Origin of the sequence: Marinobacter sp. LM1, assembly GCF_042763285.1 — a bacterium.
GTDB classification, from domain to species: Bacteria; Pseudomonadota; Gammaproteobacteria; order Pseudomonadales; family Oleiphilaceae; genus Marinobacter; species Marinobacter nauticus.
In genome coordinates, this window is record NZ_CP114373.1 from 2,174,176 (window position 1) to 2,197,008 (window position 22,833).

At 57.3% G+C, this 22,833-nt stretch carries 17 protein-coding genes and 1 pseudogene; 11 read left to right on the top strand and 7 right to left on the bottom strand.

The window, feature by feature from the left end:
* Positions 1 to 16 precede the first annotated feature (16 nt).
* The 9 genes and pseudogenes from OZ656_RS10150 to cobA all read left to right on the top strand — a co-directional run.
* The gene (locus OZ656_RS10150; RefSeq protein WP_014421383.1) at positions 17 to 688 is read left to right on the top strand and encodes an SPOR domain-containing protein; all 672 of its coding nucleotides are present in this window, start codon (positions 17 to 19) and stop codon (positions 686 to 688) included.
* A 93-nt stretch (positions 689 to 781) separates the two neighbouring features.
* Entirely contained in the window at positions 782 to 1,351 is a 570-nt protein-coding gene (locus tag OZ656_RS10155) for a CvpA family protein (protein WP_014421384.1), read from the top strand.
* 34 nt (positions 1,352 to 1,385) lie between these two features.
* Positions 1,386 to 2,909, top strand: a complete 1,524-nt coding sequence (purF, locus tag OZ656_RS10160) for an amidophosphoribosyltransferase (RefSeq protein WP_153739924.1) — start codon at positions 1,386 to 1,388, stop codon at positions 2,907 to 2,909.
* Positions 2,910 to 2,936: 27 nt separating this feature from the next.
* Positions 2,937 to 4,160 carry an O-succinylhomoserine sulfhydrylase gene (locus tag OZ656_RS10165; protein WP_153739923.1) on the top strand — a complete coding sequence of 408 codons (1,224 nt, stop codon included), beginning with the start codon at positions 2,937 to 2,939 and terminating at the stop codon, positions 4,158 to 4,160.
* A 22-nt stretch (positions 4,161 to 4,182) separates the two neighbouring features.
* On the top strand, positions 4,183 to 6,783 hold the full coding sequence (locus tag OZ656_RS10170) for a DNA translocase FtsK (protein ID WP_153739922.1): 2,601 nt from the start codon (positions 4,183 to 4,185) through the stop codon (positions 6,781 to 6,783).
* A 10-nt stretch (positions 6,784 to 6,793) separates the two neighbouring features.
* The gene (gene lolA / locus OZ656_RS10175; RefSeq protein WP_379944465.1) at positions 6,794 to 7,444 is read left to right on the top strand and encodes an outer membrane lipoprotein chaperone LolA; all 651 of its coding nucleotides are present in this window, start codon (positions 6,794 to 6,796) and stop codon (positions 7,442 to 7,444) included.
* A complete protein-coding gene (locus OZ656_RS10180) occupies positions 7,444 to 8,778 on the top strand; it encodes a replication-associated recombination protein A (RefSeq protein ID WP_278350642.1) in 1,335 nt (444 codons plus the stop codon). The genes lolA and OZ656_RS10180 overlap by 1 nt, the downstream gene beginning before the upstream one ends.
* A 114-nt stretch (positions 8,779 to 8,892) precedes the next feature.
* A complete protein-coding gene (serS, locus tag OZ656_RS10185; RefSeq protein WP_011785033.1) occupies positions 8,893 to 10,167 on the top strand; it encodes a serine--tRNA ligase in 1,275 nt (424 codons plus the stop codon).
* Positions 10,168 to 10,208: 41 nt separating this feature from the next.
* Positions 10,209 to 11,015, top strand: a pseudogene (gene cobA, locus OZ656_RS10190) (uroporphyrinogen-III C-methyltransferase); the annotation flags it as partial.
* A gap of 16 nt (positions 11,016 to 11,031) precedes the next feature.
* On the opposite strand, the gene OZ656_RS10195 reads toward cobA, so the two are convergent.
* Positions 11,032 to 12,111: a 3-deoxy-7-phosphoheptulonate synthase gene (locus OZ656_RS10195; RefSeq protein ID WP_011785031.1), complete on the bottom strand. Its 1,080-nt coding sequence runs from the start codon at positions 12,109 to 12,111 to the stop codon at positions 11,032 to 11,034.
* Positions 12,112 to 12,297: 186 nt separating this feature from the next.
* On the opposite strand from OZ656_RS10195, the gene OZ656_RS10200 reads away from it, so the two are divergent.
* Together OZ656_RS10200 and OZ656_RS10205 are read left to right on the top strand one after the other, a co-directional pair.
* A complete protein-coding gene (locus OZ656_RS10200; protein ID WP_278350641.1) occupies positions 12,298 to 14,124 on the top strand; it encodes a DUF1631 family protein in 1,827 nt (608 codons plus the stop codon).
* Positions 14,125 to 14,132: 8 nt separating this feature from the next.
* On the top strand, positions 14,133 to 14,549 hold the full coding sequence (locus tag OZ656_RS10205; RefSeq protein ID WP_278350640.1) for a PilZ domain-containing protein: 417 nt from the start codon (positions 14,133 to 14,135) through the stop codon (positions 14,547 to 14,549).
* Between the two features lie 56 nt (positions 14,550 to 14,605).
* Here OZ656_RS10205 and OZ656_RS10210 read toward each other — a convergent pair whose 3' ends face one another.
* The 6 genes from OZ656_RS10210 to OZ656_RS10235 all read right to left on the bottom strand — a co-directional run bounded on the left by OZ656_RS10210 (position 14,606) and on the right by OZ656_RS10235 (position 22,797).
* Positions 14,606 to 15,391 (bottom strand): enoyl-ACP reductase, encoded by a 786-nt coding sequence (locus OZ656_RS10210; protein ID WP_014421393.1) that lies wholly within the window; start codon positions 15,389 to 15,391, stop codon positions 14,606 to 14,608.
* Between the two features lie 67 nt (positions 15,392 to 15,458).
* Positions 15,459 to 17,057: an ABC transporter ATP-binding protein gene (locus OZ656_RS10215; protein ID WP_278350639.1), complete on the bottom strand. Its 1,599-nt coding sequence runs from the start codon at positions 17,055 to 17,057 to the stop codon at positions 15,459 to 15,461.
* Position 17,058: 1 nt separating this feature from the next.
* A complete protein-coding gene (locus tag OZ656_RS10220; protein WP_011785026.1) occupies positions 17,059 to 18,081 on the bottom strand; it encodes an ABC transporter permease in 1,023 nt (340 codons plus the stop codon).
* A gap of 2 nt (positions 18,082 to 18,083) precedes the next feature.
* The gene (locus tag OZ656_RS10225) at positions 18,084 to 19,169 is read right to left on the bottom strand and encodes a microcin C ABC transporter permease YejB (protein WP_278350638.1); all 1,086 of its coding nucleotides are present in this window, start codon (positions 19,167 to 19,169) and stop codon (positions 18,084 to 18,086) included.
* Positions 19,170 to 19,212: 43 nt separating this feature from the next.
* Entirely contained in the window at positions 19,213 to 21,042 is a 1,830-nt protein-coding gene (locus OZ656_RS10230; RefSeq protein WP_278350637.1) for an extracellular solute-binding protein, read from the bottom strand.
* 12 nt (positions 21,043 to 21,054) lie between these two features.
* Positions 21,055 to 22,797 (bottom strand): LysM peptidoglycan-binding domain-containing protein, encoded by a 1,743-nt coding sequence (locus OZ656_RS10235; protein WP_278350636.1) that lies wholly within the window; start codon positions 22,795 to 22,797, stop codon positions 21,055 to 21,057.
* Positions 22,798 to 22,833 lie beyond the last annotated feature (36 nt).

The following is a 22,833-nucleotide window of genomic DNA, read 5'->3' on the forward strand; positions in this document are numbered from 1 at the left end:
ACGGGAGCCCTCTCAGGTGGATGGACTGAAGCAGCGGATCATTGGCGCACTGGTGCTGGTTTCACTCGCGGTTATTTTCGTGCCGATGATTTTTGACGAGCCCCATTCCCAAAGACAGTCAACCCCCATCACCATTCCCGAGGAACCTCCGTTCCCCGAAGTTGAGATGCCTGAATCTCAGTATCCGGATAACAAGACCGTCGGCGCAGAGGCACCCAGGAGTTCCGCGCCGCCCGTTAACGACGAGCCGGCGGCCGGTTTTCGGATCATCGAGGAAAACGCTGTTGCCGAGGAGGAGCCCGCCCCGGAGCCAAATTCCCAACAGGTGGAACCAGTACCGGCAGAATCCTCCGCTGAGCCGGAGCCTGCGGCGCCAGCCGAAAAACAAGATGCTGCCTCCACAGGCGCTGCAGAACCTGGCGATAAGGCCGAGTTTACGGGTTCACTTGAAGGTGCGTGGGTGGTGCAGCTTGGCAGTTTTGGTAACCAGGACAACGCCCGGCGTTTGCGGGACAAGGTTCTCGACATGGGGTACGGCGCCCACCTGCAACAGGTTGATCGCGGCGATAGCACCCTGACCCGGGTATTCAGCGGCCCGTTCGTCAACAAAGACGATGCCCAGAAAGCCAAGGCGGCCCTTGATAAAGCCTTCGGCTTGAACAGCCTGGTCACCACCGGCGACAAATAACTGGCCGTTGCCGGATTTAATCTGGCTTCGGCAGTTTGGTGTCACCCGGTTTCCTGTTAGAATCCGCCTTTCGTTTTCTCCACCGGGTTTTCCATGGAAGCGCTGATCTGGATAGACTGGGTCATCATTGCCCTCATTGCCGTCTCCACGCTTATCAGTCTGAAGCGGGGCTTCGTCCGTGAAGCGCTGTCGCTGGTTACCTGGGTTGGTGCATTTATCATCGCCCGGACGTTTCACCCCCAGATGCAATCTCTTCTGGAGTCCACCGTGGAAACACCGCTGGTGCGGTTGATTGCAGCGTTTGCCATCCTTTTCTTTGGCACCCTGATCGTTGGCGCGATCATCAACAATATGATCGGCCACCTGGTGCGTGCGACCGGCCTGTCAGCAACGGACAGGGTGCTCGGCATGGGGTTTGGTCTTCTCAGAGGGGTTGTGGTTGTGATTGTCGCCATTGCCTTCACGCGCTACACGCCGCTGGCCGAGGATACCTGGTGGAGAACGTCGGTCATGATTGAACGCCTTGCGGTAGTTGAGGATTGGTCCAGGCGCACGCTCGGCGACGAATTTGCCCGCTTCCTCGGTCCGGAGCAGGGCGCACAGACAGCCCCGGAGGCGTCCGCAGAACCTGAAGGCGTGGAACCCGCGTCTGCATCCCGTTAACATTCAGTTTTAACACTCGGAGATATATCCAGCCATGTGCGGCATTGTCGGTATCGTCAGTACTTCCAACGTCAATCAGCTTCTTTATGATGCACTGACTGTTCTTCAGCACCGTGGCCAGGATGCGGCGGGTATTGTTACCTTCCAGGACAACCGATTCTTTTTACGTAAAGACAATGGACTGGTGCGGGATGTTTTCCATACTCGCCATATGCGCCGGTTGGTGGGTAACGTGGGCATCGGGCATGTGCGTTATCCCACGGCGGGTAGCTCAAGTTCAGCGGAGGCCCAGCCTTTCTATGTGAACAGCCCCTACGGCATTACCCTGGCGCACAACGGCAACCTGACCAATGCCGATGAGCTGAGCAGCGATCTGTTCCGAACCGATCTGCGCCACATCAACACCAACTCGGATTCTGAAGTTCTGCTGAACGTGTTCGCCCACGAACTGCAGAAACTGGGTAAGCTGAACCCCACCAAGGACGAGATTTTTTCCGCTGTACGCGCCGTGCACAAACGTTGCAAAGGTGCCTATGCTGTTATCGCCATGATCACCGGTTATGGCATCGTCGGTTTCCGGGACCCGAACGGTATCCGGCCCGCCTGCTACGGTGTCCGGGAAAATGAAGAGGGCCAGAAGGAATACATGATCGCGTCGGAAAGCGTCGCCCTCAATGCTGCCGGTTTCAGCATCGTTCGTGACATTGCTCCGGGCGAGGCTGTCTATATTGAAACCGATGGCACCTTGTATTCAGAACAGTGCGCCGAATCACCCAAGCTCTATCCGTGTATTTTCGAGCATGTCTATTTTGCCCGTCCGGACTCGATCATGGACGGCGTTTCCTGTTACAAGGCCCGGCTCCGGATGGGCGAGGTGCTGGCAGACAAGGTCCTGCGCGAGCGGCCCGACCACGATATCGACGTGGTCATTCCCATTCCGGACACCAGTCGTACGTCCGCCATGCAAATGGCCCATCAGTTGGGCGTGAAGTATCGCGAAGGCTTTATCAAGAATCGGTACATTGGCCGTACCTTTATCATGCCCGGCCAGAAAATGCGTAAGAAATCGGTACGCCAGAAGCTCAACCCGATTGACCTGGAATTCCGTGGCAAGAACGTCATGCTGGTGGACGATTCCATCGTACGGGGCACTACCTGTAAGGAAATTGTTCAGATGGCCCGGGATGCCGGAGCACGTAATGTCTATTTCGCGTCGGCTGCGCCCCCCGTGCGCTATCCCAACGTTTACGGCATCGACATGCCTTCGGCCAGCGAGCTGATTGCCCATGACCGCACGGTGGAAGAGGTTCGGGATCTGATCGGCGCCGACTGGTTGGTGTATCAGGACCTGGAAGACCTGATTTCCTGCGTCAACGATGTCAACGAAGACATCAACGGTTGGGAATGCTCAGTGTTCACCGGGGATTACATTACCGGCGACGTGGATGAAGCGTACCTGACCAGGCTTGAGGATCTTCGTAAGGATGAGACGCGCTCAACCAGCCAGGTGGCCAATGACGACAACGCCATTATTGACCTGCACAATGATGAAGACTGACACCCGCAATTACGCCAGGAGGCTGCCATGACGTTCGGCCGAGACGAACACGTTTGGATTCCCGAATCGGACCTGGACGGCATGTCAGTCGACACCCTGGCCGTGCGGGCAGGGCAGATTCGTACCGGGCAGCTCGAACACAGCGATGCCATCTTCCCGACCTCCAGCTTTGTCTATGGCAGCGCGGCCCAGGCGGCTGCCCGTTTTGGCGGCGAGGAGCCCGGCAATATCTACTCCCGGTTTACCAACCCGACCGTGCAGGCATTTGAAGCCAGAATTGCCGCCATGGAAGGGGGAGAGCGTGGTGTTGCGACCGCTTCGGGTATGGCTGCGATTCTCAGCACCTGCATGTCCTTGCTGAAATCTGGCGACCATGTGATCTGCTCCAGAGGTGTGTTCGGGACGACCAACGTACTGTTTCAGAAGTACATGGCCCGATTTGGCGTAGAAACCAGCTTTGTCAGTCTGACCGAGCTGGATGAGTGGAATGCGGAGATTCGCCCCGCCACCCGGATGCTGTTTCTGGAAACCCCGTCCAATCCGTTGTGTGAAGTGGCGGATCTTGCGGCCTTGTCTGCCATCGCCCGTGAAAACGATGCGTTGCTGGTGGTCGACAACTGCTTCTGCACACCTGTGCTGCAGCGGCCCCTGGAGCAGGGCGCCGACATCGTTATCCATTCGGCCACCAAGTATCTCGACGGCCAGGGCCGTTGCGTCGGTGGCGTGGTGGTTGGGCCGGGCAAGTACCTGGACGAGATTTATGGCTTCATCCGTTCGGCGGGCCCGACCATGAGTCCGTTCAATGCCTGGGTGTTCCAGAAGGGCCTGGAAACCTTACCGATTCGTATGCGCGCCCACTGCGACAATGCGTTAGAGTTGGCTTTGTGGCTGGAACAGCAGGACTGTGTGGAAAAAGTTTACTACGCAGGCTTGCAGAGCCATCCACAGCACGAGCTGGCGAAAAAACAGCAGGGCGGCTTTGGTGGCGTGCTCTCCTTCCTGGTAAGGGGGGGGCGGGAGCAGGCGTGGAAGTTTATTGACGCGACCCGGATGATTTCCATCACCGCCAACCTGGGGGATGTGAAAACCACCATCACCCATCCGGCGACAACCACTCATGGACGCCTCTCTCCCGAAGACAAGGCGAGGGCAGGCATTACCGAGAACCTGATTCGCCTGTCAGTCGGTATCGAATCCATCAAGGATCTGAAAACCGATCTGGACAGAGGTTTCCAGGCGTTGAAAGACTAACAACCGGACGGTTTGAGCATTCATGGCGGAATCCGCGAAAGCGAAGAAAGCAGTAGCCACAGAACTGACCGACAAGCAGAAGCGATTTCGTCGCCTGATGGCTCAGGGGGCCAGGGAAGGCGCGGTCATTGCGTTGATTGTGCTGTGCGTCTATCTCGCCATGGCCTTGTTTACCTTCAATCCGGCTGACCCTGGCTGGGCCAGCATTGGCCACGATATCCGTGTGCAGAATTACGCAGGTCGCACCGGTGCCTGGCTGGCGAGCCTGTTCATGGACTTCTTTGGCCATGTGTCCTGGCTGTTTCCGGTGATGGTTGCGGGTTACGCCATCATGCTGATTCGTCGTCGGCATCAACCGCTGGATATGCACTGGCCGCTGTTCATGGTCCGCTTTGGCGGTTTTGTTCTTATTCTGCTGTCTGCCACCAGCCTGCTTTCTCTCTACTCCGTATTTGGCCTGGGAGCCTCCTCTGGCGGCGTTCTGGGCACTGCGGTGTCTGAAGCCATGGTGCGGTTTTTTAATCTTCCGGCGACCACGCTATTGCTGATTGCCATCTTTCTGTTTGCCCTGACGGTGACTATCGGCCTTTCCTGGTTCCGGTTGATGGATCAGGTGGGCGGCTTGACCCTGAAGGTTGCCCTGGGCGCCAAATCGCTATTCGCCGGGGCAGGGAAGAAGGCTGAAAAGAGCGCCGGCCAGGGAAACCCGGCAGCCAGGGCGGAAGCACCAAAGCCGGAACCGGAACCCCCGGTTGTGCGTGACAAAGTACGGGCTCGCGAGAAGGGTAAAAATGACCGAAAGTCAGGCCAGCAGAGCTGGTGGCAGCGGATATTTGGTCGTCGTGCAAAACCCGCGGAGGATACCAGGGCTCGGGAGCCCCAGCGCGAACGGAAAGAGCCGGCTATCGAAGGGCTGCCTGCATCCATAGCGGAACCAGAGCACCTGGAGAGTTTCAGCTCTCGGGATGTAAAGGCAGAGCCATCGCCTCCCCCGGCTGAAAAGGCAAAAGCCCGTTCCCTGAAAATATCGCCGTTCAAGAAAGAAGAGCAGGGCGGTGCGCCGAAAAAGGGTGATGACCGCCAGGGCTCTCTGCTCGAAGACATTGAAAGCCCGATTCCGCCGATTTCATTGCTGGACCCTCCCGAGGAGCACAAAGAAAGAGGTTATTCGGAAGAGTCTCTGGAGCACATGTCCCGTTTGCTCGAAGAGAAGCTAAGCGATTTCGGGGTGTCAGTTGAGGTAGTCGAGGTTAATCCCGGCCCCGTGATTACCCGCTTCGAGATCAAACCGGCGCCCGGGGTCAAGGTCAGCAAGATCTCCAACCTGGCAAAAGACCTGGCCCGATCCCTGGCCGTGCTCAGTGTGCGGGTGGTCGAGGTGATTCCGGGCAAATCCGTGGTCGGCATCGAGATTCCCAACGAGGAGCGTGAAATTGTACGCCTGAGCGAAGTGCTGGGTGCAAAAGTGTTCACCGAATCCTCCTCTCCACTGACATTGGCTCTGGGGAATGATATTGGGGGCAACCCCATGGTTGCCAACCTGGCCAAGATGCCCCACCTGCTGGTCGCCGGCACCACCGGTTCCGGTAAGTCGGTGGGGGTGAACGCCATGTTGTTGAGCATGTTGCTGAAGGCCACTCCGGACGAGGTCCGGTTCATCATGGTTGACCCGAAGATGCTTGAGCTGAGCATTTACGACGGGATCCCGCATCTGTTGGCGCCAGTGGTCACGGACATGAAAGAGGCCGCCAATGCCCTGCGTTGGTGTGTGGCCGAGATGGAGCGCCGCTACCGGCTGATGGCCAGCCTGGGGGTGCGCAATATCGCCGGCTACAACAAAAAGGTGAAAGATGCCCGGGCGGAGGGAGAGCCGCTGCTGGACCCGCTCTGGAAACCGGACGAATACCTGGCCAATGATGAGCAGGAACGCCCGGAGCTGGATACCCTGCCGTTCATTGTGGTGGTGATCGATGAATTTGCCGACATGATGATGATTGTCGGCAAGAAAGTGGAAGAGTTGATTGCCCGGATTGCCCAGAAGGCAAGGGCGGCCGGTATTCATCTGGTTCTGGCAACCCAGCGTCCGTCCGTGGATGTGATTACCGGCCTGATCAAGGCCAACATTCCCACCCGGATGTCGTTCCAGGTATCGTCCAAGATTGACTCCCGTACCGTTCTCGATCAGGGCGGGGCTGAACAGTTGCTGGGCCACGGCGACATGCTGTATCTGCCACCAGGCTCAGGTTTGCCGGTGCGGGTTCACGGTGCCTTTGTCGACGATGACGAAGTACACCGTGTGGTCAGTGCCTGGAAAGCGCGGGGCGAACCAGAGTACGTGGATGATGTACTGAATGGCGCCGAGGGCGAGCACCTTCCAGGCGTACCCACGCTTAGCGAAGGCGGCGCCGGTGGTGGCGAAGAGGGTGATGCCCTGTTTGACGAAGCGGTGGCTTTTGTCACTGAAAACCGGCGAGTGTCTATTTCGTCGGTCCAGCGTAAATTCAAGATCGGCTACAACCGTGCCGCCAATCTGGTGGATGCCATGGAAGCTTCGGGGGTAGTCAGCCCGGCGGGCCACAACGGTGCCAGAGAAGTTCTTGCACCGCCGCCTCCCAGAGACTAGGAGTTATCAGATGATCAGAATGTTTTCAGGAATCCTGTTGGTACTGGCAGCAACGTGGTCTGGCGTGTCCCAGGCTGATAGTGCACAGGCATCCCGGGGCGCAGCCGAACAGTTGACCTCGATTCTGAAAAGCTACGAAACCTATCAGGCGGACTTTATACAGATTGTGGTCAATGAGAATGGCAGCCAGGTTCAGGAAACCCGTGGATCGCTCAAAGCCAAGCGGCCTGGTTTGTTCTACTGGGAGACCGGAGCACCCCTGTCCCAGTTTATTGTCAGCGATGGCGATAAAGTGGAGGTGTACGATCCGGATCTGGAACAGGTAACCATTCATTCCCTTGATGAGCGGGTTCAGACCACGCCGGCACTGCTGTTAAGCGGAGAAGTAGAGAACCTGGATGAGAGTTACGAAGTGAGCGTTCGGGATCTTGGCGAAAGCACCCGTGAGTTCACTCTGGTACCCCGTAGCCAGGATTCTCTGTTTACCTCTCTGCGACTGAGCTTCTATGACGGAGAGCTGCAGGAAATGCGCATGCGGGATTCATTGTCCCAGATGAGCATTCTCAGCTTCGACCATATTGAACTGAATCAGGCACTCGATTCCAGTGTCTTCCGCCTCGATTATCCGGAGGGGGTTGACGTGATTCGGGATGGTGCCTGATGCAGGACAGCCTGTTTCAGACTGAGACCGGCTTTCAGCCCCTGGCCGCTCGTATGCGGCCGACCTCTCTCGAAGGCTATGTCGGCCAGGCTCACCTGGTCGGCCCTGGAAAACCCCTGCGCCGGGCTGTGGAGCAGGGGCAGCTGCATTCCATGATTCTCTGGGGTCCGCCCGGAGTCGGAAAAACCACCTTTGCTCGCCTGCTGGCCAATGTCGGCGACCTTTCCTTCGAAACCATCTCTGCAGTCCTAAGTGGCGTTAAGGAAATTCGCGAGGTGGTGGAGCGCGCTCGCAACCGTAAACAGTCCCAGGGCAGGGATACGCTTTTGTTCGTGGATGAAGTGCATCGCTTCAACAAAAGCCAGCAGGATGCATTCCTTCCCCACATCGAAGATGGCACCTTTATTTTCGTGGGCGCAACCACCGAAAACCCATCCTTCGAACTGAACAGTGCCTTGCTGTCCCGTACCCGTGTTTATGTCCTGAAAAACCTGGAGGCAGCGGATATACGACGGTTGCTGGACAGTGCCCTTGAGAGCGAACAGGGCTTCGCTGGCCAGCTTCGGGTAGATGAGTCGGTGCTGGCGACCATGGCGGAAGCGTCCGGTGGCGATGCCCGGCGAGCGCTGAACATTCTGGAAGTGGCCGCCGACCTCGCTGAGCCGGACGATGACGGGAATAATCGGGTTACCGCTCAAACTCTCGAACAGGTACTGCAGACCAGTCTCCGCCGTTTCGATAAAGGTGGGGATGTCTTCTACGACCAGATTTCGGCGCTGCACAAATCGGTGCGTGGCTCCAACCCGGACGGTTCACTTTACTGGTTGTGCCGGATGCTCGACGGCGGTTGCGACCCGTTGTATGTCGCCCGGCGCCTGGTTCGTATTGCCAGTGAAGACATCGGTAATGCCGACCCGAGGGCGCTCCAGATTACGCTGCAGGCCTGGGATGCTCAGGAACGTCTGGGCTCCCCGGAGGGTGAGCTGGCACTGGCGCAGGCCGTTACGTACCTGGCCCTTGCCCCCAAAAGCAATGCCGTTTACAAAGCTTACAATCAATGCATCGCGGATATCCGCAGCGATCCGGACTATGAAGTTCCGGTACATCTGCGTAATGCGCCCACCAAATTGCTGAAAAGCATGGGGCACGGAGAAGAGTACCGATACGCCCACGATGAGCCGGATGCCTATGCGGCAGGAGAAGCCTACCTGCCGGAGGCGATCCATCAGCGCCGCTATTACCAACCGGTCCAGCGGGGGCTGGAAATCAAGCTGGCTGAGAAGCGCGAACGACTGGACTCGCTGGATGCCAACAGCTCGAAAAAGCGGTACTAAGCCCCATCCCTTGCCAATTTTCCTGCCTGTGCCCGGCCGGTGGTGGTCAGCGCATTCACGGCAGGTATAATGCCCGCATAACCATTCATTCGTTAACCGGAAATCAGGAACAACATGCTCGATCCGAAACGTGTCCGTACACAGACTGAAGAGATCGCCCGTCGGCTGGCTATCAAGAATTTCGAGTTTGATATTGCCACCTTCGAGCAGCTTGAGGAACGCCGCCGGGCCATTCAGGTTCGTACGGAAAACTTGCAGAGCGAGCAGAACAAACGGTCGAAATCCATCGGCAAAGCCAAGGCGGCCGGTGAGGATATCAAACCGTTGCTGGAAGAAGTCGAAAGCCTGAAGCAGCAACGTGGTGACGCCGAGGACGAACTGCGTTCCGTGCAGGAATCCCTGAATGCCTTCTTTGCCGGTATACCCAATCTTCCCGACGACGACGTGCCACCGGGCGCCAGTGAAGACGACAACGTCGAGACGCGTGTCTGGGGTACGCCCCGTGAATTCGATTTTGAGCCTAAGGATCACGTGGCCCTGGGTGAGCAGCTGAAAGGCCTGGACTTTGAGAAGGCCACTCAGCTGGCCCATTCCCGTTTTGCTGTTATGCGCGGACAGCTGGCGCGCCTGCACCGTGCACTGGCCCAGTTCATGCTCGATCAGCATACTCTGCAGCATGGTTACACCGAGGCCTATGTTCCTTACCTGGTGAATGCCAACACTCTGTTCGGTACGGGCCAGCTGCCGAAATTTGAAGAAGATCTTTTCCGCACAGCCGGCGACAATCCTCTGTACCTGATTCCTACCGCGGAAGTGCCGGCCACCAACCTGGTTGCGGATACCATACTGGATGATGCTGAACTGCCGTTGCGCCTGGTTTGCCATACGCCGTGTTTCCGGAGTGAGGCAGGGTCTTATGGCCGGGATGTGCGGGGCATGATTCGTCAGCATCAGTTCGACAAAGTGGAGCTGGTGCACATCGTTCGTCCGGATGAATCCACGCAGGCGCTGGAGGAGTTGACAGGACACGCCGAGAAGATCCTGCAACTGCTCGAACTGCCTTACCGTGTCGTCACCCTCTGTGGCGGAGACATGGGCTTTTCCGCCGCGAAGACCTACGACCTGGAAGTCTGGCTGCCAGGGCAGGGCAAATACCGTGAGATTTCTTCCTGTTCCAACACCCGTGATTTTCAGGCACGGCGTATGCAAGCCCGCTGGCGTAATCCGGACACTGGAAAGCCCGAACCGGTACATACCCTCAATGGTTCCGGCCTGGCCGTAGGTCGCGCCATGATTGCGGTGATGGAGAACTATCAGCAGGCGGACGGTAGTATTTTGGTGCCCGAGGTACTCAAACCCTACATGGGAGGCGTCGAGCGTATTCAATGAATGATCAATCCAGGGATGCACCAGTAAAGGGCGTACCCGTCGGCTCTGCACCGGCAAGGTACCGGACCAACCCGGTTACGGATAACCCCAACAACTCGGCCGGGGAAGTTGCCCTGGTCGGTGCCGGCCCTGGTGATCCGGAACTGCTTACCCTGAAAGCCTGGCGTTTGATCCAGTCGGCGGAGGTGGTGTTGTACGACCGCCTGGTTTCCCCGGAAATCATGGCTCTTATTCCTGAAAACGCCCAGAAGATCCACGTTGGCAAACAACGTTCGAACCACACGCTGCCGCAGGATCAGATCAATCAACGGTTGGTGGATCTGGCCCGGGAAGGCTATCGGGTGGTACGCCTTAAAGGCGGCGATCCGTTCATCTTTGGCCGTGGTGGCGAGGAGATTGAAACCCTGGCCTCGGCCGGCGTCCGTTTCCAGGTTGTGCCGGGTATCACTGCCGCCTCAGGTTGTGCTGCTTATGCCGGTATTCCGCTGACCCATCGGGATCACGCCCAGTCGGTGCGGTTTATTACCGGGCACCTGAAGAATGACACCTGTGATCTGCCGTGGAAGGATTTTGTCCAGAATAACCAGACGCTGGTGTTTTACATGGGCCTGGTCGGTTTACCGATCATCAGTCGGGAACTGATGGCACACGGCATGCCGGCGGATATGCCTGTGGCACTGGTATCCCGCGGCACCACGCCGGAACAGGAGGTGATTACCGGCACTCTGGAAACGATTGTGGATCGGGTTCAGGAGAAGGGGGCTCAGGCGCCGACGTTGGTGATTATCGGCAATGTGGTTTCTCTTCGAAACCGTCTGGACTGGCTGGGAGCAGAAGCCGGGCGCTGAGGCCCGGCTTCAGACTTCAGGCAGAGGCGGTCCGCTTGGGCAGAACGTCTTTAAGCTTCTCACGCATGTCGCGAATGGCTTTTTCGGTGGTTTCCCAGTCGATACAGGCGTCGGTGATGGATACGCCGTATTTCAGGTCAGCCAGGTTTTCCGGAATAGACTGACTACCCCAGTTGATGTGGCTTTCCACCATCAGGCTCTGGATAGACTGATTGCCTTCCAGAATCTGGTGAGTCACATCCTGCATTACCAATGGCTGAATAGCCGGATCCTTGCTGGAGTTGGCGTGGCTGCAATCCACCATGATGGATTTGCGCAGCTTGGCCTTATCCAGTGCCTGTTCGCACAGGGCTACGCTGACGGAGTCGTAGTTTGGCTTGCCGCCACCACCACGAAGCACGACGTGGCCGTAGTTGTTGCCCTTGGTGCGAATAATGGCAACTTTGCCCTGCTGGTCGATGCCCAGGAAGCTGTGGGGATGAGAGACTGACTTCATGGCGTTTACCGCAACGTCGAGGCTGCCATCGGTGCCGTTCTTGAAGCCGATGGCCATGGACAGGCCGCTGCTCATTTCCCGGTGGGTCTGGGACTCGGTGGTACGGGCACCGATAGCAGACCAGGCTATGGTGTCCTGAAGGTATTGGGGAGATATTGGGTCCAGGGCTTCAGTGGCGGCCGGAAGGCCCATCTCATTGATGTCCAGCAGCAGGCGGCGACCAATGTGCAGTCCCTGCTCGATATCAAAGGTATCATTCAGGTGCGGATCGTTGATCAGGCCTTTCCAGCCTACGGTGGTGCGTGGCTTCTCGAAGTACACGCGCATGACGATCAACAATGTATCGCTGACTTCATCGGCGAGCTTTTTCAGTCGGGCGGCATAATCGCGGGCAGCTTCTACATCGTGAATCGAGCAGGGGCCTACGACAATGAACAAACGATGATCCTTGCCATCCATAATGTCGTAGATGGCTTGCCGACCATTGGCAACGGTTTCGGCTGCCTTGTCTGACAGTGGCATCTCTTGCTTCAGTGCTTCAGGAGTGATCAGTGTTTCCTGGCTGGCCACGTTCAGGTTTTCCAGTTTCTTACCCGACATCTTGTTGTGCTTCCCCGAATCTTGTCGTTACCTCATCCGGTATATTCGTTCTTTTGTCCGGATGATTGAAGATAATTGCGAATGGTGCCGGCACACGCTTGCGGTAAACCCCGGCGAGTTGGTTATACTGCGTTATTTGCAGGCCCTTTTCAACGCTTCTCAACGCTTCAGGACTACAGGTAACGGATGTCGCCCTCATCAACGAAACCACAGGCTGTATCTCCCTCCCGAAAGGTGGTTTCAGAAAGGATTATCCAGGTTCTGTCCGGGATCCGGGTGCCCGATCTGCCATACCCCGCCAGTAAGTCTTCTCTGGAGCAGGAACCGGACTGGCGTCCCTTATTGATGTCCTGCTGGACGGAACAGCGGGATGAGCGGGTAACCAAAGTGCTGCGTTCGGTTCAGATTGAGTGGACCGTCCGACAGGTGAATGCGGCCTACCTCTCCGACCGGATCATGGATGTCTTCCTGAAAACCTCAGGCCTGCATGCCGCCCTGGTGGGGCGCATAGCGCGCTTGCGGTTCTGGCTGGCATGGCAACTGGATCTGTGTGGTGCGGAGGTGTTCAGCGGGGTGCTTCTGGACTGGCTTGATAACCTTCAGGAATGGCGTGGCTGGAGTGATACCGGTGGTCGATCATCCCGCGTATTGCTGGATCAGCTCGATAGCCTGGTTATTACTGTATCCGGCAGCTTTGAGGCCGGCAGCCGCGATCCGCTGGAGCACTACTGCAGCCAATGGCTTGCCGATACCCGAAAGCGGGATGATCAGGTGGCGCGGCTCCGGGAACGGTTGTTGGAAACCGAGCAGGGGGCTTCACGCCAGCGTTTGTCAGATCAGGTGGCCAGGGCTCTGATCGGCCGCGCCTTGACGGGCCGTCAGCTACCGCCGGCCATTACCCGCTTTATCCTGACCGACTGGCACAAGGTGTTGAAACAGAGTGTCTGGGCCGAAGGCGCGGACAGTGAAGTGCATCGGCACGCCAACAAATTACTGGAGTGGCTGGTCTGGGTGGGCGACCCCCAGCTTTCTGATCGGGATCGTAACCGGTTGTATCACGTCGGGGAACAACTCGGCGACCGCGTCCGCGAAGTCTGGACTCGCGCTCTGGGTGAGGGTGCTCCCGAACAGGCATTGCACGAGATCCAGGCGGTAATTGTGGCTCGAATTCGAGGAGAGACACCTGAACTGGAGCCCGCGCTTGCCACCGGTTCAGATTTTTCCTGGGACAGCACCTGGCTGGCAAATGAGCCGGTCTCGGTCGACCACGCCAAACCTCTGGTCGGTCAGTGGTTTGTAGAGGGTGAAGGGGCAAGGGAACAGCGACGTTTTTTCTTTGCTTTGTTGTCTGATAGCGGGGAAGTGCTCTGGACCAATGGTGCCGGCGTTAAACTCGGACTGCAGTCGTGGGCCGAGTTCCAGGCCGAGCTTGGCCGCGGTGCGCTCAGGCCGCTTCCAGAACCAACGGCCTTCGGTCAGGTACTTGTAGAAACCCTCGAAGTGCTATCGAAAGTCTGCGCCAGGCAGCTGGAACAACGAGAAAAGGCGGCCAAGGAAGCCCGTGCCCGGGCCGAAGCGCTTCGGAAGGAACGGGAAGCGGCCGAGCAGCGCCGTCGGGAAGAAGAGCTCGCACGTCAGCAGGAACTTGAACGGGAGCGTGAAGAGGTTGAGCGCCAACGGGTGGCAAATGAGAAGGCGGAGCAGGAGCGTTTGCGAAAAGAGGCCGTGCTGGTGGCCACCAAACAGGTTGAAGGTATCGCTCTCGGTGGCTGGATTGTGCTTACCCAGGAAACCCGGGATGACGACCCTGTCCGGCTCAAGCTCGCCGTCAAGATTTCTGCCTCGCGGAAATATGTGTTTGTGGATCGTCTGGGGCTCAATCGCCGGGAATTTCTCCAGGACGAACTGGTTAACGGAATCGTGGAAGGTCGAATTCGCGTGCTTGGCAGTTCGGCCGAGTTTGATGACACCCTGAGCCGCGTTGTCGGGCGTATCCGTGTTGGTCGGAACTGAGGTGAACGATGATCGATGATGATTATGGCTTCGGAATAGAGGACGACTTACCGTCAGGGAAAGACCTTCGTGAGGAATACCGGTTAACGGCGCGGGCGCGAGCCTGGATACTCCCGGAATCGCCCGAACCGGAGTCTGAGCCGTCGACACTGGATGGTGTATCCGGAAGGCTGGAATGTCAGGTGCGCGACATATCGGCCCGTGGAATCAGTCTGTTGTGCGAGGCATCGCTTAGCATCGGGTCGATTTTGGTTGCGGAGGTAAGTCTTGGGGAACACGCAGAGCACTTCCGGCTGAGTGTCGAGGTCATGTGGTGTCGCGAGGCGGAGTGGGGGTATCTGATTGGCGTCCGGGTACTTGAGTCAGATGAAACTGACTATCTGGACTGGATCGAGGCGGTTGCCAGAGCACTCTCGGAAAGCTGAACGAAAAGAGCCGGCATCGCGCCGGCTCTTTTGCGATGGCTGATGTTAGCAATCCATCAGGCGTCCATCTCCGCCATGCCGGTGATGTTGAAACCACCGTCCACATACAGGATTTCACCGGTGATACCAGAGGCCAGGTCGGACGACATGAAGGCGGCGGCGTTGCCAACTTCTTCTGTGGTCACGTTACGACGCAAGGGGGCCTGCTTGGCGTTCTCGGCCAACATGCGGCGGAAGCTCTTGATGCCCGAAGCGGCCAGAGTCTTGATCGGACCCGCAGAAATACCGTTCACCCGGATGCCTTCCTTGCCCAGGCTGGCGGCCATATAACGTACGTTGGCTTCCAGGGATGCCTTCGCCAGTCCCATCACGTTGTAGTTCTGCAGCACCCGCTCGGCGCCCAGGTAGCTCAGGGTCAGCAGACTGCTGCCTTCGTGCATCATCTTGCGCGCGCCCTTGGCGAGGGCCACGAAACTGTATGAGCTGATATCGTGGGCAATCCGGAATCCGTCACGGGTGGTGACGTCCACGTAGTTTCCATCCAGCTCATGGGCCGGCGCATAACCAACCGCATGGATGATGATGTCGATGTTGTCCCAGTGTTTGCCCAGTTGCTCGAATACCTGGTCAATCTGCTCGTCGCTGGCGACGTCACAGGGGAAGGTCAGTTTGCTGCCCCACTGTTCCGCAAACTTCTCAACGCGGGACTGCAGTTTCTCGTTCTGATAGGTGAAGGCCATTTCGGCGCCTTCACGAGCGAAGGCCTCGGCAATGCCGTAGGCAATGGAATGTTTGCTGGCGACGCCAACAATCAGTGCTTTTTTGCCACTGAGGATTCCCATGGGTTTCTGCTCCCTGTGTTCCGTGGTTTCGGCGCATTATCCCCGACCTGTCAGGGCCGGGTAACGCTCAATTGGTCGTAGACTGATAGAAAAAAGCGGCATTCAGCAGTTCCCGGGTATACGGCTGTTGTGGTTCCCGGAAAATGGCCTCTGCATCGCCGTATTCCACAATCCGGCCTTGCCTGAGTACCAGCAGTTTGTGGCTGAGTGCGCGAACAACGGCCAGATCATGACTGATAAAGATGTAGCTTAGCCTATATCGGGCCTGAATTTCCCGTAAAAGCTCGATCACCTGCTTCTGTACCGTTCTGTCGAGGGCGGAGGTGGGTTCATCCAGAATCATCAGGTCTGGCTGGAGAACCAGCGCGCGTGCTATGGCAATACGCTGGCGCTGGCCGCCGGAGAATTCGTGTGGATACCGATGCCGTGCGTCCGGATCCAGCCCCACATCCTGAAGGGCCTGGATAACTCTGGCTTCGTGCTGCCCGGAACTCCCGGGCTCGTGGATTTCCAGTCCTTCACGGATGATTTCTTCAACGGACATCCGCGGGCTGAGGCTGCCAAACGGATCCTGGAAGACAATCTGAACGCGCCGGCGCCATGGCCGGAAAGCCTTCTGGGAAAGGGCGGACAGCTCGGTACCGCAGAGGCTGAACTTGCCTGTGCTCGGAGTGAGTTTCAACAAGGCGTGGCCCAGTGTGGTTTTGCCACTGCCACTTTCGCCGACAATACCGAGGGTTTCACCGGCACGCAGCTCGAAGCTGGCATCCTGTACCGCGTGGAAGCTTTCTTTTACCTTGCCCAGCAGGGTCTTGCGAATGGGGAAATGCACATTCACGTTGTCTACGGTCATCAGGGTTTCGGTGCCGTTGGCGGCAGGCAGAGGGTGCTCCGGTGGTTCCGCGTCAATGAGTTTACGGGTGTAGGTATGAGAGGGCGACCTGAACAGCGCTTCTGTCGCGCCTTGTTCGACCATTTTTCCCCGTTCCATCACCACCACGTAATCGGCATACCGGCGGACGATGCTCAGATCGTGGGTAATTAACAGCACTGCCATGCCCAGCTTCTGCTGCAATGATTTCAGCAACTCCAGCACCTGTTTCTGAACCGTCACATCCAGTGCCGTGGTGGGCTCATCCGCAATCAGCAGATCAGGTTCATTGGCCAGAGCCATGGCAATCATTACCCGCTGTTTTTGCCCACCCGATAATTGGTGTGGGTAGCTCGTCAGGCGGGTCTCCGGGGCCGGAATCCCGACCAGTTCCAGTAATTCCAGGCAGCGTTTCCGGGCCTGGGGGCCGCGCATGCCTTTGTGGAGTTCCAGGGTCTCGCCAATCTGCTTTTCGACGGTATGCAACGGATTGAGCGAGGTCATCGGCTCCTGGAAGATCATGCTGATGTGCCGGCCACGAATCTGGCGCAGGCGCTTTTCCTTCGCCTGCAGCAAGTCTTCGCCCTTGTAGAGGATCTGTCCGGCGGGATAAGCCGCATGACGTTCATCCAGCAGCCGAAGTATCGACAGGGCAGATACCGACTTGCCGGAGCCGCTTTCGCCAACCAGCGCGAGAGTCTGGCCTTTGTCGATGCTGAACGACAGCCCGTCAACCACCCGTGGGCCGTTGTCGAAGGTGATGGACAGGTCCGAGATGGAAAGCAGGTTACTCATATCAGTTCTTTCTCGGGTCAAAGGCATCGCGCACCGCTTCACCCACAAACACCAGCAGCGTGAGCATGACGGCCAGTGACACGAATGCGGAAATACCCAGCCAGGGGGCATGAAGGTTGGCTTTACCCTGGGCAATCAGTTCTCCCAGTGATGGCGATCCCGAGGGCAGGCCGAACCCCAGGAAATCCAGAGACGTGAGCCCGGTTATGGCGCCGGTGAGAATAAACGGCATGAACGTGAGGGTTGCCACCATGGCATTGGGCAGAATGTGCCGGAACATGATTCTGCGATTGTCCAGGCCGAGTGCTCTGGCGGCTTTCACATACTCGAAGTTACGGGCGCGGAGAAACTCAGCCCGCACGACATCCACCAGCCCCATCCAGCTGAACAGCAGCATGATGCCCAGCAACCACCAGAAATTGGGCTGAACAATCGAAGACAGAATGATGAGCAGGTACAACATGGGCAAACCAGACCAGATCTCGATAAAGCGCTGGCCAAACAGATCGATCTTGCCACCGTAGTAGCCCTGAAGTGCGCCAACGGCAACGCCAACGATGGAACTGGCGATGGTGAGCGTCAGGCCGAACAACACCGAAATGCGAAATCCATAGATCACCCGGGCGGCCACATCCCGACCCTGATCGTCGGTTCCCAGCCAGTTCTCGGCACTGGGCGGCGCAGGTGAGGGAACAGTCAGATCGTAGTTGATAGTGTTATAACTGAAGCGAATGGGAGGCCAGAGCATCCAGCCATTGCTTTCGATTTCGCCCGCGATGAAGTCATCGCGATAATCGGCTTCCGTGGGCAGAAACCCACCAAAAGTTTCTTCGGGCACCTGCTGAATGACGGGAAAGTACCAGTCGCCGTGGTAGGAAACTACCAGGGGTTTATCGTTGGCGATCAGTTCGGCACATAGCGAAAGGCCAAACAGCACCAGAAAAATCCAGAGACTCCAGAAACCGCGCCGGTTAGCGGTAAAGTTATTGAGTCGTCTGCGCTGAATCGGAGAGAGGGTTGCCATGATTACGCACCCTCCCGGCTTTCAAAATCGATGCGCGGATCAACAGCGACATACGTGAGGTCGCTGATCAGCTTCATCACCAGCCCCATCAGCGTCAGGATGTAGAGAGTGCCGAAAATGACCGGATAATCCCGGTTGAGGGCAGCCTCAAAACCAAGCAGGCCGAGGCCGTCCAGTGAGAAGATTACCTCAATCAACAACGACCCGGTAAAGAACAGCGCCACCAGAACGCCGGGCATACTGGCAATGACAATCAGCATGGCATTACGGAACACATGGCCGTAAAGCACCTGCTTTTCTTCCAGGCCCTTGGCCCTGGCGGTGACCACATACTGCTTGCTGATGTCGTCCAGAAACGAGTTCTTGGTCAGCAGCGTGAGGGTAGCGAACCCGCCGATCACGTTTGCGGTCACTGGCAGGGCGAGATGCCAGAAATAATCAGTAACCTTCTGGTACCAGGTCATCTCGTCAAAACCCGGCGAGGTCAGGCCCCGGAGCGGGAACAGATCGAAATAGCTACCGCCGGCAAACAGTACGATCAGCAGGATGGCAAACAGGAATCCGGGAATGGCGTAGCCGACCACGATCGCGGAACTGGTCCAGACATCGAACCGGGAGCCATCAGTGACCGCCTTACGGATGCCCAGTGGAATGGAGACGAGGTAGATAATCAGCGTAGACCAGAGGCCGAGGGAAATGGAGACCGGCATCTTGTCCAGAATCAGTTCGACGACGCTTCTGTCCCGGAAAAAGGAATCGCCGAAATCGAAGGTGGCGTAATCGCCCAGCATTTTGAAAAAGCGTTCGTGCGCAGGCTTGTCGAAGCCGTACATGGCCTCAAGTTCTTCAAGAAGTTCGGGTGGCAGGCCCCGGGAGGCCCGGCTGTCTCCGGAACTGCTCGCCACTTCACTGCCGACATCGCCACCACCGGCTCGCGCCAGAGCGCTGCTGCCGTGGCCTTCCATCTCCGCGAGAATCTGTTCAATGGGGCCACCGGGAGCGGCCTGAACAATGACAAAATTCAACAGCATGATCCCCACCAGGGTGGGGATGATCAGGGCGAGGCGGCGGAGTATGTAAATGCCCATTCAGGGAGCAGTCCTTACTACAGCGTCGTGATAGCGAACGGTATCAGCGTTCAGTCCACCAGTTGTTAAGGTCGATGCCGTTCTTGGGCGTGTTGGCCGGGCGTTTCAGGTGGTTCCAGTAGGCCACCCGATCCTTGCGCAAATGCCAGTGCGGGATCACGTAATGGCCATTCAGCAGCACACGATCCAGTGCGTGCACCCGGCGTACAAGCTCTTCCCGGTCCGGCGCCTGAATGACCATGTTGACCAGCTCATCGATGACGGGATCGCTAACGCCCATGAAATTGCGGGAGCCGGGTACATCGGCATTACTCGAGTGCCAGTAGTCCCGTTGTTCGTTGCCCGGAGAATCAGATTGAGGCAGCACCTGGGTGATCATGTCGAAATCAAAACTCCGAACCCGCTGAACATACTGGTTGCTGTCGACCAGGCGCACCGACACATCGATGCCCAGCTTTCCAAGATTCTGTTTGAAGGGTAGAACCACTCGTTCAAAGCTTTTCTGGAACAGAAGGATCTCGAATGCCAGTGGTTTGCCGGTCTCCTGATGGACCATTTTGCCATTCTTGATCTGATACCCGGCTTCGGTCAGAAGTTTCAGTGCGGTACGCAGATTGTCCCGCAGGCTGACGCCGTTACCCGTATCCGGTGGTACATAGGCCTCTGTGAAAACGTCGGGGCTTAGTTGATCCCGATAGGCTTCAAGAATTTCAAGCTCTCGCCCTTCAGGCAAGCCCGACGAGGCAAGATCGCTGTTCTCAAAATAACTGCTGGTGCGAGTGTACTGGCCAAAGAACAGGTTCTGGTTGGCCCACTGGAAATCAAAACCGTAGGCCAGCGCCTCCCGAACCAGAGGATCCCGAAACACCGGTTTGCGGGTATTGAAGATAAAACCCTGCATGCCTGTGGGGCGGTGGTGTTCGATGGCTTCCTTCTCGATATCGCCGCTCTCGAATTGGCGGCCGGTATAGGCGGTTGCCCAGTTCTTGGCTGAGGTTTCCTGGCGGAAATCGAAGTTGCCCGCCTTGAATGCCTCGAGGGCGACGGTGTCGTCGTTGTAGTACTCGTAGGAAATGGTGTCGAAGTTGAAACGGCCCTTGCGTACACCCAGATCTTTGGCCCAGTAGTCGTCGACTCTCTGGTAGGTAATGGAGCGGCCTGCGTCAAAAGAGGCAATCCGGTAAGGGCCACTGCCCACCGGGATGGTCAGGCCGCTGCTTTCAAACTCCCGATCCTGCCAGAAATGTTCTGGCAGGACGGGCATCTGACCAAGAATCAGGGGTAGTTCCCGATTGTTGGTTTGCGCAAAGTCAAAGCGAATCCGGTGACTGTTTTCAATGGTCACCTTGTCTACATCCGCGTAGTAGTTGCGGTAAAACGGGTGACCTTCGGTGGTCAGAATCCGGTAGGAAAATTTCACGTCTTCAGCGGTGATTGGTTCACCGTCCTGAAAGCGGGCCTCTTTATTCAGATTGAAGATGACGAAGCTGCGATCTTCCGGGACTTCAACGGATTCGGCAATCAGCCCGTACTCGGAAAACGGCTCGTCGGCAGAGGACTCCAGAAGGGTATCGTACACGTAGGCATTAATACCCGCCGCCGAGATGCCCCGGATAACAAAAGGGTTAAAACTATCGAAGCCGTTGGCAACCACAGACAACTTCAGTTCGCCGCCTTTCGGGGCCTCCGGGTTGACGTAGTCAAAGTGACTGAAGCCTGGGGGGTATTTCAGTTCACCGTGCATGGCGATGCCATGCACCGGACTGGGATTCTCGGTGACGCCTTCATCGGCTAAGGCGAAACAGGCGGACGCTGCCAGAGCCAGCGTCGCGGTAATTCTGGTCAGCAAGGGTGCTTCTGGTTTTTTTGTCATGGTTCTCGCACGTTACGGACTGTTTCTTATGTCCACGTAGAGTACCAGACTTTGGCCGGGTTGGAGATAACGGTCCGTATTAAGATCGTTCCATGATGCGATGTCACGCACATTCACCGAAAACCGGCTGGCGATGGCAGACAGGGAATCGCCGCTGCGAACCCGGTATCCCACCTTGCGCACCATTGCCTTGCCCCGGGTATTCGAAGCTACCATGGTCGGCTTCGAAGTTTTCGACCAGATCACCAGTTCTTTGCCCGGAATCAGGGGGTCTCCCGGTGCCATGCCATTCCAGGCAGCCACTTCCCGAACCGAAACCCGGTGCTCCCTGGCGATATCCCAGAAAGTATCGCCCCGGCGCACGGTGTACCGTACCTTGTTGCCGCTACGCTTGCGATCCTGAGTTCGCTCCAGTCGCTGGGCCTGGCTTAGGGCATAGGCGTCGGAGCCCTTGGTGGAGGACGGAATCAGCAGTTGCTGGCCGATCCGGATCAGGTCACTGTTGAGCTTGTTGACCTGCTGAATGACCGATGGGGTAGTGGAGAACTTGCGGGCAATGGTGTTCAGACTGTCACCCTTGCGGACTTTATAGTTCTGCCAGGATACACGCTGTTCACTTGGGAACTTTGCAAGCGCGGTTTGGAATGCCTCCGCCTGTTGCTTGGGTACCAGCAAGCGATGGGGGCCATCCGGATTGGTTGCCCAGCGATTGTAGGACGGGTTCAGTAAATAGATTTCATCAATATCCACGCCGGCTAATTCTGCGGCCTGGGCCAGATCCAGCTGGGAGCCGGTATCCACCACTTCGAAATACGGTTCGTCTTTTAATGGTGGCAGGTCGATACCGTAGGCTTTCGGATCGTCGAAAATTTTTGCCAGGGCAATCAGTTTGGGCACATAGTGGCGGGTCTCCGTCGGTAATGTCAGAGACCAGTAATCTGTGGATTTTCCGGCGTTGCGGTTACGACGCATGGCGCTGGATACGGTCCCGCCCCCGGAATTATAAGCGGCCAGGGCCAGGGTGTAATCGCCATCGAACCGGTTGGCCAGGCGCTCCAGGTAAGTCAGGGCAGCATCGGTAGCCGCAATCACGTCCCGTCGGTCATCATGCCACCAGCTTTGGGTCAGCCCGAAGTATTTGCCGGTAGACGGGATGAACTGCCAAAGCCCGGCAGCGCGACCGTGGGAGTAGGCAAAAGGATCAAAGGCGCTTTCTACCACTGGCAACAGAGCCAGTTCGCTGGGCAGGCCGCGTTTTTCGGTTTCATTGATAATGTAATGCAGGTACCGGGAGCCTCTTTCCACCACGCGATCGATGTAACGGGGGTGGCGCACGTACCAGTCCAATTGAGCCTGTACCCTGGCATTGTCGACGGAGTGATCCATGGTGAAACCGGCGCGAAGTCGTGACCACAGATCGTCTGTTCTGGTGGATGCGTCGGATTGCCGGGCGGGATTGTCCAGTTTTTCCCGAGCTTGCTGGGCCTTGGCCTGAAGTTCCGGGGAGATGGCGTCATCTAATGGTGCCCCGCTGGCACTGTCCTCTCCATTGCCGGCAGCGACGTCAGCCTTGAGGTCCTCATCGCCCTTGGCTACAACCACTTGCTGTGAGTCCAGGGGGTCTTTTTGCTGATTCTCTTCCTCGGTCCCGAACCAGGCCGAAGGTGTATGCCAGTTTTCGGCGATCTGACTGGTACTGCAGCCGCTGAAAAGGGTTGACGCGAGAAGGATGAAGGGCAGTCGTTTAACCGGCATAAACACAGGGTTCCGGGTGGTGCCGGCAGGTATCTG